General features: G+C 71.0%; 9 protein-coding genes and 1 pseudogene. 7 read left to right on the forward strand and 3 right to left on the reverse strand.

What is annotated here, in order from left to right; all coding sequences use genetic code 11:
- Window positions 1-205 precede the first annotated feature (205 nt).
- Complete coding sequence (locus OG828_RS28175; RefSeq protein WP_443062437.1) at window positions 206-1,438, forward strand: amidohydrolase family protein; 1,233 nt, start codon at window positions 206-208, stop codon at window positions 1,436-1,438.
- Window positions 1,439-1,444: 6 nt separating this feature from the next.
- Here the strand turns inward: OG828_RS28175 and OG828_RS28180 are convergent, their stop codons facing one another.
- Entirely contained in the window at window positions 1,445-6,601 is a 5,157-nt protein-coding gene (locus OG828_RS28180; RefSeq protein ID WP_328502676.1) for a hypothetical protein, read from the reverse strand.
- A 232-nt stretch (window positions 6,602-6,833) separates the two neighbouring features.
- Here OG828_RS28180 and OG828_RS28185 point away from each other — a divergent pair, with 232 nt between their 5' ends.
- From OG828_RS28185 to OG828_RS28205, 5 genes and pseudogenes are all read left to right on the forward strand, one after another.
- On the forward strand, window positions 6,834-7,748 hold the full coding sequence (locus tag OG828_RS28185) for a TIGR03619 family F420-dependent LLM class oxidoreductase (RefSeq protein ID WP_328502677.1): 915 nt from the start codon (window positions 6,834-6,836) through the stop codon (window positions 7,746-7,748).
- 17 nt (window positions 7,749-7,765) lie between these two features.
- Window positions 7,766-8,536: an SDR family NAD(P)-dependent oxidoreductase gene (locus OG828_RS28190; protein WP_328502678.1), complete on the forward strand. Its 771-nt coding sequence runs from the start codon at window positions 7,766-7,768 to the stop codon at window positions 8,534-8,536.
- A gap of 115 nt (window positions 8,537-8,651) precedes the next feature.
- Complete coding sequence (locus OG828_RS28195) at window positions 8,652-9,770, forward strand: LLM class flavin-dependent oxidoreductase (protein ID WP_328440117.1); 1,119 nt, start codon at window positions 8,652-8,654, stop codon at window positions 9,768-9,770.
- Window positions 9,771-9,866: 96 nt separating this feature from the next.
- Window positions 9,867-11,591, forward strand: a pseudogene (locus OG828_RS28200) (N-acyl-D-amino-acid deacylase family protein); the annotation flags it as partial.
- A 91-nt stretch (window positions 11,592-11,682) separates the two neighbouring features.
- On the forward strand, window positions 11,683-13,134 hold the full coding sequence (locus OG828_RS28205) for an aldehyde dehydrogenase family protein (protein ID WP_328502679.1): 1,452 nt from the start codon (window positions 11,683-11,685) through the stop codon (window positions 13,132-13,134).
- A gap of 63 nt (window positions 13,135-13,197) precedes the next feature.
- Here OG828_RS28205 and OG828_RS28210 read toward each other — a convergent pair whose 3' ends face one another.
- Together OG828_RS28210 and OG828_RS28215 are read right to left on the reverse strand one after the other, a co-directional pair.
- The gene (locus OG828_RS28210; protein WP_328502680.1) at window positions 13,198-13,428 is read right to left on the reverse strand and encodes a hypothetical protein; all 231 of its coding nucleotides are present in this window, start codon (window positions 13,426-13,428) and stop codon (window positions 13,198-13,200) included.
- A 20-nt stretch (window positions 13,429-13,448) separates the two neighbouring features.
- The gene (locus tag OG828_RS28215) at window positions 13,449-13,841 is read right to left on the reverse strand and encodes a nitroreductase/quinone reductase family protein (RefSeq protein WP_328502681.1); all 393 of its coding nucleotides are present in this window, start codon (window positions 13,839-13,841) and stop codon (window positions 13,449-13,451) included.
- A gap of 91 nt (window positions 13,842-13,932) precedes the next feature.
- Between OG828_RS28215 and OG828_RS28220 the strand changes: the two genes are divergently transcribed.
- Entirely contained in the window at window positions 13,933-14,769 is an 837-nt protein-coding gene (locus tag OG828_RS28220; protein WP_328502682.1) for an endonuclease/exonuclease/phosphatase family protein, read from the forward strand.
- Window positions 14,770-14,775: the final 6 nt, after the last annotated feature.

The raw sequence follows: 14,775 nt of genomic DNA on the forward strand, positions 1-14,775 counted from the left end.
CAGTCCCCCTAGCCGACCCGACAACTAGGTCAGTTTGCCTTGTGCATGCCGGGCGCGTCAGCTCTGGAGGCCACGATCACAGGTCGGCGCGCGGGATACCACAAAGCCCACACACCCTCTCCGCACACTTCCGCACAGACCCCACCACCATCGACCCCTCACCGCATAGCTGACGGGTCGTCAGATCAGCGCTACCGTGAGCGTCATGGAGACCACACCGGCATTTCCGAAGATCATCTCCGTCGACGACCACACCGTGGAGCCCGCGGACGTATGGCAGCACCGGCTTCCGAAGAAGTACCTGGACATCGGTCCGCGCATAGTCCGCGCGCCGCTGAAGGAGATGTCCTTCCTCGGCGGCCGCTTCAAGCCCGTCATGGGCACCCCCGGCAGCGACGACGGACCGATCGGCGACTGGTGGATCTACGAGGATCTGCATCGGCCGCTCACCCGCCTGGACACGGCGGTCGGCTACAGCAGGGACGAGATCAAGCTCGAAGTCATCACGTACGAGCAGATGCGCGTCGGTTCGTACGACGTCCCCGCCCGCCTCGCCGACATGGACGTCAACCACGTCCAGTCCGCCCTCTGCTTCCCCACCTTCCCGCGCTTCTGCGGGCAGACCTTCACGGAGGCGAGCGACCGCGAACTCGCCCTTCTCTGCATCCAGGCCTACAACGACTGGATGGTGGAGGAGTGGTGCGGACCCGAGGCCCGGGGCCGGCTCATACCGCTCACCCTCATTCCCCTCTGGGACGCCGAGCTGGCGGCGGCGGAAGTACGGCGCAACGCGGCCCGCGGCGTCCGGGCCGTCGCCTTCTCCGAGATACCCCCGCACCTCGGCCTGCCCTCCGTCCACACCGACTACTGGGACCCCTTCCTCGCCGCCTGCGCCGAGACCGGCACCGTCGTCGCGATGCACATCGGCTCCAGCAGCCGTATGCCCTCCACCTCCGCCGACGCGCCGCCCGCCGTCGGCTCCACCATCACCTTCGCCAACTGCTGCTTCTCGATGGTGGACTGGCTGATGAGCGGCAAGTTCGAGCGCTTCCCGGGGCTGAAGGTCATGTACGCGGAAGGGCAGATCGGCTGGATCCCGTACATCCTCGAGCGCGCCGACATCGTCTGGGAGGAGAACCGGGGCTGGGGCGGTGTCGCGGACAAGGTGCACCGGCCGCCGTCCGAGCTGTTCGCCGAGCATGTCTACGGCTGCTTCTTCGACGACGCCTTCGGGCTGCGCAACCTCGACGCCATCGGGGTCGGCAATGTCCTCTACGAGACCGACTACCCCCACTCCGACTCCACTTGGCCCGAGTCCCGCAAGGTCGGCGAGACGCAGATGGGGCACCTGGAGGCGGACGTCGTCGAGCGGATCGTACGGCGTAACGCGATCGAGCTGCTGGGGCTCACGGACGACGGGCTGTGGGCCGGCCCCTGAGCCGGCTCACGGGCCGGTCCGCGCCGACGGCGCCATCCTGGGCGTGCGACGGACGGAGAGCTGGTTGCCCTGGGTGGCCAGCATCCGGCGGACCACGGGCTCCGGCATGCGGACCAGCACCGGACGGGCCAGGGTGGTCTCCCGTACGGCCGTACTCGTCCGGCCGCCGCGGACCCGGTTGGTCACCTGAGCCACCACCCTGACGTCCAGCGTGAACTGGACCAGCACGGACTTCATCTTCGGCTTGTGCATCGGCATCGAGCCGGAGGAGTTCGCCGTGGCGTCGGTCGCGCCGCCGGAGCCGCCCGTGTTGCCCATCATCTGGTTGAGGCGGAACTGGTCGGCGTTGAGCAAGCCCGCGCCGAACATCGGGCGGGCCGCCCTGCTGCGGTCGGTGGAGCTCTGGCCGTCCTCCTGGGTGGGGCGGGGCGCGTCCAGATCGCTCTGGCCGATCGTCTCGAAGGTCATCTTGTCGCCGACGCCCAGCACCAGGCCGTTGCGCAGCCGTGCGTGCAGGGAGGCGTTCAGATTCTGGCCCTCGGCGCCGGAGGCGTGCACCGGCGGCAGGTCGACGCCGGCGGAGGTGAGCAGCGGCAGCGCGGCGATCATCCACTCCGTGGAGACCGCCTCGTTCAGGGCGTACGCGGCGGCCTGCCCCTTGTCGCGGAACCGGTCGCCGCCGCCCGCCCGCCGGACCGCGTCCGTCACCAACCGCCGCACCTGCGGCGCCCCTTGGAAGCCGTTGACCTGCGCCTCCAACGGCAGCCGCACACCGCCCGCACGCCAGCCGTCCAGGCCGACCGAGCCGTCGTCACGCGAGCCGCCCCCGGCGACGAGCGCCACGTCCTGAGGCGGAAGCTCCACGTGGGAGAGGGCTTTGAGGTCCGCGTTCAGGACGCGGTGGGTCAGCGCCAGATTGTCCAGCCGGGCCAGCGCCACCCGGGAGTTGCCCCGGTACAGTTCCAGGCTCGCCCGGACCGGCACCCGCATCTTCGACGACGGCGCCGCACCCGCCTCCGCGACCGTCTTCATACCGAGCTGGCCCCGGCTCGCGGCACCGCTGCGCCGCGAGGTGCCGGACGAGAGTCCGAGGCCCCCCGCACCGCCGGTGCTCTTCAACTGCCCGGCCCCCGCCTCCGGTTTGCCCGATCCCGCGAGGATGCCCTCGACGCCGGTCACCACGCCCTTGTCGCGGGAGTCGGCCTGCTGGGCGACGGCCGAGGTGATGTACTCCATGTCCCGCTTGTCGCCCGCCTCGCCCAGGAACGTGCCGTCGCCGACCCGGTCGACCTTGAACACGGCCCAGTACGGCGTCCTGCGGCCGTCAAACAGCTCAACGGTGACCCCGCCGTCCATGGCACTGGCCAGCAGCCCGGCGGAGCCGTCGCGGTCCAGGACCCGCAGCAGCCGCTGCACGTTGTCGTTGCGGTCGTCGAGCTGCCGGCGCGGCAGCAGATCGTCGGCGAGACCCTGCCGCCGGTTCGCGACGAGACGCGACCGCAGCTGTGCCAGCAGCGGTACGAAGTCCGGAAGATCCTCGATCATGCCGAACCCCAGCGGCAGTTCGCGACGCAACGACGGGCCGGCACCGGCGGGCGCCGCGGACGAGGACGGGCCGGCCGTCTCGGTGGCGGCCCGTTCGGCGGCCGTCCCGGTGCCGGCGGGCGCCGCGGACGAGGACGCGCCTGCCGTGCCCGCCCCGGCCCGCTCGGCGGCCGTCCGGGAACTCTCCGCCGGGCTCTCTTCCTGCCCGCCGCCGGACGCCTTGGCCGGTGCGGGGGCGTCCAGCCCCAGCTCCCGCCGGATCTCCGCCGGTAACTGCGCCTCCGTCAGCCACACGCCGGCCGCGGCGGGCAGCGTCTGGGCGCCCTTCGCCACGTAGGGGCCGCCGCCGGTGACCTTGACCTCCGCGATCATGTCGACCAGCACATCGCACTGGACCAGGTAGAGCGGGGCCTTCTTCGGAGTGTGGGCGTTGCGCTCGACCGTGCCGGACACGGCCTGGGACCGGGCCTCGCCCTCGCTCGACGTACGGATCGCCGTCAGGCCCTGACCGGCCCGCCAGAAGCTGCCCTGCTCCGAGCCCATGACGCCGAACTGCCAGCTGCTGGTGGTGCCCTCGCCGGCCTGCCCCCCGGACTGGTGGCCGCCCAGCACGAAGGTCTCGGTGCCCGGGCCCGCGCCCCTGTGCACGAACTTCGGGTTGGCCAGCGCGAGCCGGGTGCCGACCGCGCCCTTGAGGGCCGCGAGGCGGCGCGGATAGCGGAGGTTCTTCACGACCCAGCCGGAGGACCCGGCCTGCCGCAGCGCCCCCTGGACCGCCCGTTCGCCGAACCGCTCCTCGACCGCCTGCCGTGGCGCGAGCCCCTCCGTCGCCAGCGCCGGGTCCTCGCGCAGGGTCTTGTTGCGGGCGGCGGCCTTGGACAGCAGCGCGAAGGCGAGCTCCCGGACGGGCGCCGCCTCGACGGTCTCCACCAGCTGCCAGTCCCGCACCAGGGACCCGGTGGCCGGCTGCGGCACGAGCGTGGCCAGGTCGCCGATGCCCTCGGCGGCGACGTTGCCGGTGGCGGGCGCCGGCTCCCCGCGGCCCCCGACCACCGCGTCCAGCCGGTCCTTCCCCTCCTGGTCCACCGTGAACTCCGTGGGCGTGGTCAGCCGTACGTCCTGGCTGCCCATGTTCATGTACGTCACCGTCTCGGCCTCCGGCACGTCCCGGCCGGGCTTGCCGGGGGTGATGCCGCGGGCGAGTTTGCGGGGCCGGGAGGTCATGGTGGCCTCCACGTCGAGCTGCAGGGCGGCCCGGAAGGCGCTGGCCGTGTCGGAGCCGTTGGCCACGACGTCCGTACGGCCGGTCGTGCCGGCCTGGTTGCGGTGGGTGCCGGTGCTGTGCCGCTCGTAGCGGGCCGAGCCGGTGAGGACGCCGGGGACGATCCGGGCCTGGCCGAGCACCAGACCGCCGATCGACCGCTGGCTGCTGCGCCCGCTCTGGGCGTTGCCGGTGACGCCGGAGTGGCTGCGCACCGACCAGTCCTTGATGTCGCCCTCGTAGGCGGTGTCGCTCAGCCTGCCCTTGACGAGGAGCTGCACGTCATGGGAGTGCATGGTCGTCTTGCGGCGCAGCCGCACCCGGATGCCGGTGGACAGCAACTGGTCCTTGTTCACCCGGAGGTTGGTCTCCGACAGCGCGGTCATCAGCTCGCGGTAGTTGTGCCGCTGGGCCTCCTGCTCCTCGTCGCTGACCTGACCGGCCGGCGCGGCGGTGCCGAAGGCGGGGAGGTAACCGGCCAGCCGGGGGTCGGTGGCGAACAGCTCACGCACCGCCCGCATCATGGGCCCGGTGTCGACCCGGCTCAGCGCGACGCCGGCGCCCTTCCCGTCGTAGGGCAGATGGCGCTCGACCTCCTGCTCCTCGCCGTTCTCGTCGACCCGCGTCGGCTTCTGGACGAAGTCCTCGGCGGTCATGCCGGCCGGCAGCGGCAGCCCGAAGGACGCCGCCTCGTCGGCCCGCAGGCTGATCCACACGTTCATCGAGTGCCGGGCGACCCGGGTGGCGGGGTCCAGGATCGCCCGGGCCGACCGCGGGCCCGTCCCCTCCACGGTGAAGACGACCGTCCCGGCGTAGAGCGCCTTCTCGCCGCGGATCTCCGCGCCCTGCCGGCTGGTGACGCTCTGCTCGGTCGTGGTGAAGCGCGCCTTGCGGGCGGCGCCGACCGGCATCGCGGTGCCCCGCACGACCGCCGCGTTGGCGACAGCCCCGACGCCGATCGCCGGTCCCACGCCGCCCGCGACGGACCGCCCCTTGCCCGCGCTCTCCGTGACCGACGTCTGGCTCTGCTGGTGGGTGCGCAGCTGGGTCCCGCCGGTGCCCCAGGCCGGGGAGAGGCCGGTGATCGCGGCACGCAGGTGGTAACTGCCCGCCGTCTTGTCGTCCTTGGAGCGCAGATCCTCGCCGACCACGCCGTCCCGCAGCAGCCGGGGCATGTCCTCCAGGACGGTCGCCGTGGAGGTCGCTTGGTACAGCCGGCTCCGGCCCGGCGCTCCGGGTGCGGTGAGCGAGGGGTGGAGTACGGAGGCGACGGCGTCGAAGAGCCCGCCGCCACCCTCGTGCGGGGCGGCGGAGTCGGCCGCCGCGACCGGGGCCATGGAGTCGGCGAGCGAGACGTTCCGGGCGGTGTCCGCGCTCACGGGCCGCGGCGGGGCGGGTGCCGCGAGGCCGGCCGGGACCAGATGCTCGGTCGGCACGCGCTGGGTCAGCGCGCCGGAACCGCCGAACGTCTGCGCGTCCTCGGTGCCGCCGCGCAGCTTCGCCCGCACCTCGAAACGCACCTTGCGCCGCACCTCGACCGTGCCGTCCTTGCTCCGCAGCACCCGCGGCTCGGCCACGTTCCGCTGGTGGCGGGACTCCCGGGAGGACTGCCAGGGCTGCGCGTTGAGCATGCCGGCGCCGCCCAGCCACAGACCGGGGACGACGGGCACGAGCCCGAAGGCGAGGCCTCCGGCGCCGTGGCTGGAGTTCCCGCCGGCCTGGGAACTGGCCGTGGCGGCCGTGTTGTGGTGGACGTCGAGCTTGGTGTCCTTGCCCACCGGGTCGTCCAGCCGCGCCTTGGGCACACCGTTGGTCTCAGTCGCCGTCTCCGGCGAGGCGTCGGCCAGGTCGTTCTGCTGGAAGACGGGCGGCCTGTCGTCGGGGGCCCGGGAGATGGCGACGGTGATGTCCCACCACTCCTTGCCCGTACGGCCCTCCACGGCGAAGGCACGGCCCTGCCCGAAGAAGCTCTCCGGCCGTCCGGTCAGTTCGCCCGCGATGTCGGCGACCGTCCCATCGGCGTGCCCGACGACCGCGGACACCGCATGCCGCACGAACTCGTGCCCGGTCAGTCCGTACGTCGAGGAGAGCCCGCCCGCCTGGAGGTTCATCAGGTACGACGGCAGCTCGAACTCGACTTCCGGGCTCTCGTCGACAGCGGGTAACTCCGTCCGGGCACTCGCGTTCCGCGCACGCTGCACCGCCCGCGAGGTGGCCGCGTTGCCCGCGGACCGCTGGAGTCCGAGCAGGGCGGGGGGAGCGGCGCCGGAGACGGGTGGCCTGGCGTTGCGGGGCGCCTGGGACGACTGCTGGGAGTCGCCGGTTCTGCCGCTCCCCGGCTGCTGCTGAGTCCGCACGGCCTCAACGTAGCCAGCGCGGAGACGGTTCGAGATCACTCCGCGCACTCCTGGCACAGTTGCCGCTCGCGCTGCACCGGTGCGCCAACTCCAGTACATCCAGGGGCCATTTACGACTTCGGCGCCGTCTTTGCAGCCGGGGACATTCCACCGACCTCCACCGACCCCTTGCCTGACGAGTCATCAGCTCGGACCATGCATGTGACGACCCGTCAGATAATGGAGGGCCAGCGTGTCCTACGGCATCCAGCTCCCGGTCCAGTCCCAGAGCACCCTTTACACCGAGCCCTGGGAGGCGGCCGCCGGCCCCGACGACCTCGTGGCCATCGCCCGGGCCGCCGACCGCGCGGGCTTCTCCTACGTCGCCTGCTGCGACCACGTGGCCATCCCGCGCCGTCTCGCGCCCGCGATGAGCACGGTCTGGTACGACCCCGTCGCCACGCTCGCGTACCTGGCGGCGGCCACCGGGCACGTACGGCTCCTCAGCCATGTCGCGGTCGTGGGCCTGCGCCACCCCCTGCTCACCGCCAAGCAGTACGCGACCCTCGACCACCTCTCCGGCGGCCGGCTGATCCTCGGGGTCGGGGCGGGGCATGTGGAGGAGGAGTTCTCGGCGCTGGGCGTCGACTTCCAGCACCGGGGCGCGGTACTCGACGAGACCATCGACGCCCTCCGCGCGGCCCTCGGCCCCGACGAATTCCCCGAGCACCACGGCAAGTTGTACGACTTCGAGGGGCTCGGCCAGCGTCCGCGTCCCGCTCAGGAGCACGTCCCGGTCTGGGTCGGCGGATCGTCGCCGGCCGCCGTGCGCAGGGCGGCGCTGAAGGGGGACGGGTGGCTGCCGCAGGGGGACCCACGGGACCGGCTGCCGGAACAGATCGCCCGGATCAGGCGGCTCCGTGAAGAGGCCGGCATCCAGGGACCCTTCGTCATCGGCGCCATCGCCGAGCCCTTGTACGTCGGGACGCCTGCCTGGGACGTCGGCCGGCGCGCCCTCACCGGACCCCCCGACGCCCTCGCCGAGTCCCTCCGGGCCTACCGCGCGATGGGTGTGGACCAGATCCAGGTGCGGTTCCGCAGCCGGGGCCGCGGCGAACTCATCGACCAGATCGCGGCGTTCGGCGCCGACATAGCACCCCACCTCTGAGGATCCGAGGAGACGCCATGGGCAAGCTGGACGGACGCGTCGTCATCATCACCGGCGCGGCGCGCGGACAGGGCGAGCAGGAGGCCCGGCTGTTCAGGGCGGAGGGCGCGGCGGTCGTCGTGGCCGACGTGCTGGACGACCAGGGGGAGTCCCTCGCCAAGGAGATCGGGGCGACGTATGTCCATCTGGACGTCGGCGAGGAGGCCGACTGGCAGGCGGCGGTGGCCGCCGCGAAGGAGACGTACGGCCGTCTCGACGGGCTGGTCAACAATGCCGGGATCCTGCGCTTCAACACGCTCGCGGACACGCCGCTCGACGAGTTCATGCAGGTCGTACGGGTCAACCAGGTCGGCTGTTTCCTGGGGATCAAATCGGTGGCCACCGAACTGGCCGACGGCGGCACGATCGTCAACACCGCCTCCTACACCGGCCTGACCGGCATGGCGGCGGTCGGTGCCTACGCCGCCACCAAGCACGCCGTCCTCGGCCTCACCCGCGTCGCCGCGCTGGAGCTGGCCGACCGGGGCATCCGGGTCAACGCCATGTGCCCCGGCGCCATCGACACGGCGATGTCCAACCCGGCCCAGCTGGACCCGAACGCGGACGCCGCGGAGATGACGGAGGCGCTCGACGGGCTCTACCGCAAGCTCGTGCCGCTGGGCCGGATCGGGCGGCCGGAGGAGGTGGCACGGCTGGCGCTGTTCCTCACATGCGCGGACTCGTCGTACATCACGGGGCAGCCGTTCGTGATCGACGGTGGGTGGCTCGCGGGAGTCTCGGTCGTCTGACTGACCGTCAGGTATTGACGCTTCATGCGGACGGTGCCACAGTCAGCGATCTGACGGGCCATCAGATTCAGATTCGGATCATCCAAGCACTCCAGACCGGGGACGGTGAACCTCCTTGGAATTCGGGCTCTTTGTACAGGGATATGTGGGCAAGCGCGCCGAGACCGACCCGCTGGCCGAACACAAGGCGCTGATGGAGGAGACCGAGTACGTCATCCAGGCCGACAAGTCCGGCTTCAAGTACGCCTGGGCCTCCGAACACCACTTCCTGGAGGAGTACTCGCACCTCTCCGCCAACGACGTGTTCCTGGGCTACCTCGCCCACGCGACCGAGCGCATCCATCTCGGCTCCGGGATCTTCAATCCCCTCGCCCAGGTCAACCACCCGGTCAAGGTCGCCGAGAAGGTGGCCATGCTCGACCACCTCTCGCAGAACCGCTTCGAGTTCGGCAGCGGGCGAGGCGCCGGATCGCACGAGATCCTCGGGTTCCTTCCCGGGATCACCGACATGAACTACACCAAGGAGATCTGGGAAGAGACCATCGCCGAGTTCCCGAAGATGTGGCTCCAGGAGGAGTACGCCGGGTTCCAGGGCAAGCACTGGTCGCTGCCGCCGCGGAAGATCCTGCCGAAGCCGTACGGCAAGTCCCACCCCGCGATGTGGTACGCGGCGGGGTCGCCGCCGTCGTACGCCATGGCGGCGAAGAAGGGGCTCGGTGTGCTCGGGTTCAGCGTGCAGAAGGTCTCCGACATGGAGTGGGTGCTGGAGCAGTACAAGACGGCGGTGGTGGACGCGGAGCCGATCGGGGACTTCGTCAACGACAACGTGATGGTGACGACGACGGCGATCTGTGCGCCTACTCATGCCGAGGCGATCGAGATCGCCGTCAATGGCGGGTTGCACTATCTGCCGTCGCTGGTCTTCCGGTACCACGACACGTTTCCGCGGCCGGAAGGGTTTCCGGTGTGGCCGGAGACGTTGCCTGAGTACACCGCGGAGTTCGTCGAGGTCCTCATCGAGGAGGAGCTACTGATCTGCGGGGATCCGGATGAGGTGCTCACGCAGTGCAAGCGGTGGGAGCAGGCGGGGGCGGATCAGTTGAGCTTCGGGTTGCCGGTGGGGGTGCCGAAGGAGGAGACGTTGCAGACGATTCGGCTTATTGGGGAGCACGTGATTCCGAAGATCGATACGGATCCGGTGCATCGGACTACGCGGTTCCGTAGGGCTGGCTGAGGTTCGTCGGCGTCTGCGGGTCCGTTGGGGCTTGTCGCGCAGTTCCCCGCGCCCCTGGGTGTCTCCAGCTGCCCGGAGTTCAAGGAGGTAAGGCTCATGCTCGATCACGTCATCAAAGGGGCGACCGTCGTTGACGGGACGGGTGCGCCCGCCTACACCGCTGACGTCGGTATCCGGGACGGTCGTATCGCCGTCATCGGTGCCGTCACCGAGGAGGCTCGGAGCAGTGAGGATGCTGCTGGGCTCGTTCTCGCGCCCGGGTTTGTCGATCCCCATACTCACTACGACGCCCAGCTGTTCTGGGATCCGTATGCCACCCCGTCCCTGAACCACGGGGTGACCACGGTCGCGGCCGGTAACTGCGGATTTACCCTCGCCCCCCTCAACCCCGACCGCCCGGACGACGCGGACTACACCCGCCGCATGATGTCCAAGGTCGAGGGGATGTCGCTGGTGGCGCTGGAGGAGGGGGCGCCTTGGAGCTGGAGCAGCTTCGGTGAGTATCTGGATGCCCTCGAAGGACGTATCGCGGTCAACGCGGGCTTCATGGTGGGGCATTGTGCGTTGCGGCGGTATGTGATGGGGCCGGATGCGGTCGGCGGTCAGCCGTCCGAGGAGCAACTCGGCGCCATGCTCCGCCTGCTCCATGAGTCGATGGATGCGGGGGCGTGGGGACTCTCGACCACGCAGTCCTCGACCCACTCCGACGGGGACGGGCAGCCGGTTGCCTCGCGGCATGCGAAGCCTGCCGAACTGCTGGCGCTCTCCCAGGCGGTGGGGGAGCACGAGGGGACGCAGATCGAGGCGATCGTGGCCGGGTGTCTGGATCAGTTCAGTGATGCCGAGATCGATCTGTTCGTGGAGATGAGCGCGGCGGCGGGGCGGCCGTTGAACTGGAATGTGCTGACGATCGACTCGTCCGTCCCTGAGCGGGTGCCGAGGCAGTTGGTGGCGAGTGAGCGGGCGCGGAAGGCGGGTGGGCGGGTGGTGGCGTTGACGATGCCCATCCTCACGCCGATGAACATGTCGCTCGGCACCTTCTGCGCGCTGAACCTCATCCCCGGGTGGGGGCCGATTCTGGGGCTGCCGGTGCCGGAGCGGATCGCGCGGCTCAGGGATGCCGGCGTGCGGGCGGAGATGCTGGAGCGGGCGGGCAGCAAGGAGGCGGGTGTCTTCCGGCGGCTGACGAACTTCGGGCGCTACGTCATCGGCGACACGTACAGCGAGGCGAACCGTGGGCTCAGCGGGCGGGTCGTGGAGGACATCGCGGCGGAACGCGGGCAGGACGCCTTCCAGTGCCTGGTGGAGATCTGCGCGGCGGACGAGCTGCGCACGGTGCTCTGGCCGATGCCGACCGACAACGACCCGGCGTCCTGGGCGATGCGGGCCGAGGCGTGGCAGCACGAGGACGTGATGCTCGGAGGGTCGGACGCGGGGGCGCATCTGGACCGGATGTGCGGGGCGCCGTACACGACCCGGTTCCTCGGGGACTGTCTGCGCGGCCGGAAGCTGGCCGGGCTCGAGCAGGCGGTGAAGATGCTGACCGACGATCCGGCGCGGTTGTTCGGGCTGCGGGAGCGGGGCCGGGTGGCGGAGGGATTCCATGCGGACCTCGTCCTCTTCGACCCGGAACGGATCGGCGCCGGCACGGCCACCCTGGTGCACGACCTGCCGGGTGACAGTCCGCGGCTGGACTCCAAGGCGCTCGGGGTGCGGGCCGTGTGGGTCAACGGCGTCGAGGCGATCCGGGACGACGTGGTGACGGGGGCGGTGCCGGGGAAGGTGCTGCGGTCCGGACGGGACACGAGCACGGTGAGCACGCTGCATTCTCCCGGGGGCCAACCCCCGGACCCCCGGCCGGAAAAGCAGGTCGGTCACGGCACCCCGCACGACAAGAACGGGTGACCCGAAGGTGACCGAGGGACAACGTCTGTTCGTCGGCGGTTCGTGGGTCGAACCGGACGGCGGCCACTACGAGGTGACCGACCCGGCGTCGGAGGAGACCGTCGGGTGGGCGCCGGAGGCCTCGCGGGATCAGGTGCACGCGGCTGCCGCCGCGGCCCGCGAGGCCTTCGGTTCGTGGTCGCGTACGACGCCGGAGGAGCGGGCGGTCGTACTGGGCCGGGCGGCTGACATCATCCGCGGGCACCTGGAGCCGTATGCCCGGCTGGCGCAGGCGGAGACGGGGGCGACGACCGGGACGGCGTACGGCATGCAGGTCGGGGTCGGCGCGGCCCGTTTCCGGCGGTACGCGAAGGTCGAGCCGGCGGAGTGGGCGATCCCGCCGCAGATCAACGAGGCGGGCCCGATGGGCAGGGCGGCGGTGATGGGCGCCCTTGCCGTACGCCAGCCCGTCGGCGTCGTCACCTGCGTCACCTCCTACAACAACCCCTGGGCCAACCCGGCCGGCAAGATCGCCCCCGCGCTGGCCATGGGCAACACGGTCGTCGTCAAACCCGCCCCGCAGGACCCCCTGTCGGTGTTCCGGATGGCGGAGGCGCTGGAGGCTGCGGGCGTTCCGGCGGGCGTCGTGAACGTGGTCTGCGGCCGGTCGGTGGAGGTGGGCGAGGCGGCCGTATCGTCCCCCGACGTCGACATGGTCAGCTTCACCGGCTCCACCGCCGTAGGACAGCGCATCGCCGAGGTGTGCGGGCGCGACATGAAACGCCAGCTGATGGAGCTGGGCGGCAAGGGCGCGGCGCTCGTCTTCGACGACGCGGACCTCGGCTCGGCCGTGGCCGGCATCGGGACCACCTTCTCCTTCTACAGCGGCCAGATCTGCACCGCACCGACGCGAGTGCTGGCGCAGCGCGGGGTGTACGACCGGTTGGTCGAGCAACTCGCGGGCTATGCGGACCGGTTGAAGGTCGGAGACCCGAGAGAGCCCGGGACGGTGGTCGGACCGGTGATCTCGGCCGATCACCGGGAACGGGTCGAGTCGTATGTGGAGTCGGGCCGGAAGGAGGGAGCCACGGTGGTGACGGGCGGCGAACGCCCCTCGTACGACCGCGGCTTCTACGTCTCCCCGACCCTCCTGGCGGACTGCACTGCCTCGATGCGCGTGACCCGGGAGGAGATCTTCGGCCCGGTGGTATCCGTCATCCCCTTCGAGGAGGAGGAAGAGGGGATCGCCCTCGCCAACGACAGCGACTACGGCCTGATCGACTACGTCTGGTCGTCGGACGTCGCCCGCGCATTCCGCGTCGCCCGGCAACTGCGGGCCGGCGGAGTGGGCGTGAACACCGTCGGGCGGAACATGGAGGCACCGTTCGGGGGCTTCAAGAAGAGCGGGGTGGGGCGGGATGTGGGGTCGTATGCGCTGCATGCGTACAGCGAGGTGCAGGCGCTTGTTTGGCCGGGGTGAGAGAGTCGCTTGGAGCTACAGATCGAGCACGTCCGGGAGTCAATTCGTAGACGTGGCCGTGCTTCACCGGCCCGCCACCTGGCCCCACCGCTCCAGGCTGCCCTCTTCGCTCTCGGCGGGTTCTGCCACCACCGCCACGATCCCGGCCTCGGCGCGCACTCGTACCGACTTCTCCAACGCTTCGGCGAGCATCTGACGGCGCAGTATCCGTGCCGTGTACGCGGAAGCATTGCCCTTGGCCTTGACGAATGCGGCCACGTCGTCAGGCAGGCTCATCGTCATGTTCACCGTCACGCCACCATCATGCAGAGTTTTCAGCTGTCCAAGTCCACCCGCACCGTGAGCAACCCCGCCCCCACCACCCGTACCGCCGCACTGTTCATCCGCGGCAGGCTCCGCAGCCGGGCCACCGCGTCGTCGTCCGGGAGGAGGTGGGCGGTGCCGTAGTGCCAGCGGCCGTGGAGCCGGACCCGCACCCGTGGGTTGGCCTTGATGTTGCGGACGTACTGCGACCGCTCCCCGAACTCCGAGACCAGCCAGAAGGAGTCGCCGACGCGACGGCCGCCGATGGGGGTGCGGCGGGGGAGGCCGGAGGCGCGGCCGGTGGTCTCCAGGAGGGTGTGGGCCGGCAGGCGGCGCATGACGCGGTTGAGGTGACGCTGGACCGCGGTGACGGCCCGGTATTTGCGTTCGGAGTGACGGGGCATTGTTTCCGGGTCTCCTGTGTCGGGTCCGGGACGGGACTCCATCATTGCCTTGAGCCGGCAAGCGGTAGGGCGTAGGGGCGGTGATGGGGTCGTGCGCGTCGTGACGTGGAACCTCTGGTGGCGGTTCGGGCCTTGGGAGGCGCGGCAGAAGGCGATTCTCGGCGTCTTGCGTGAACTGCGCCCCGATGTCGTCGGGTTGCAGGAGGTCTGGGCGACCGACGACGGGGAGAACCTCGCCGAGTGGCTGGCCGGGGAACTCGGCCTGCACTGGGCCTGGGGCCCCTCACCCGCGCCCGAGCGCTGGCAGCGCAGGATCGGCGACGCGGCGGTCGGGATCGGAAACGCCGTACTCAGCCGTTGGCCGGTGACCGACCACGCCGTGCTGCCCCTCCCCGCCCCCACCGACGTCGCCGACGGCCGCCTCGCCCTGTACGCCCGCCTGGCCACCCCCTCCTACGACGTCCCCTTCTTCACCACCCACCTCACCTCCGCCGTCCACGCCTCGGCCGTACGCTGCCGTCAGGTCAGGGCCCTGGCCGAGTTCGTCGCGGAGCACCGGAGCGGCACCCCGTTCCCGCCGGTCGTCACCGGCGACTTCAACGCCCTGCCGGACTCGGACGAGATCCGCCTCTTCGGCGGCTACCGCACCGCACCCGCCGTCCCCGGGCAAGTCCTCTACGACGCCTGGGAGTACGCCGAGCCGGGCGCGCCTGCCTTCACCTGGGACGCGGCAAACCCTTACGCCGCCGCAGGTCTGGGCCCCAGCGCCCGCATCGATTACATCCACGTAGGGCCTCCGGGCGCCGGCGGAATCGGCCATGTGCAGGGTGTGCGGCGCGCGGGCGATGGCCCCGTCGAGGGGGTATGGCCCTCCGACCATGCGGCGGTCGTGGCGGACCTCGCCCATCGGCACCGAGTAGGCGGGTAGGACGTG

Source organism: Streptomyces sp. NBC_00457 (assembly GCF_036014015.1).
Taxonomy (GTDB): Bacteria; Actinomycetota; Actinomycetes; order Streptomycetales; family Streptomycetaceae; genus Streptomyces.

What these genes read in the sequence shown, in the direction of transcription:
- OG828_RS28215 (WP_328502681.1), bottom strand. Translation starts at nt 13,841, where the DNA reads ATGCCCCGTCACTCCGAACGCAAATACCGGGCCGTCACCGCGGTCCAG.
- OG828_RS28190 (WP_328502678.1), top strand. Translation starts at nt 7,766, where the DNA reads ATGGGCAAGCTGGACGGACGCGTCGTCATCATCACCGGCGCGGCGCGC.
- OG828_RS28175 (WP_443062437.1), top strand. Translation starts at nt 206, where the DNA reads ATGGAGACCACACCGGCATTTCCGAAGATCATCTCCGTCGACGACCAC.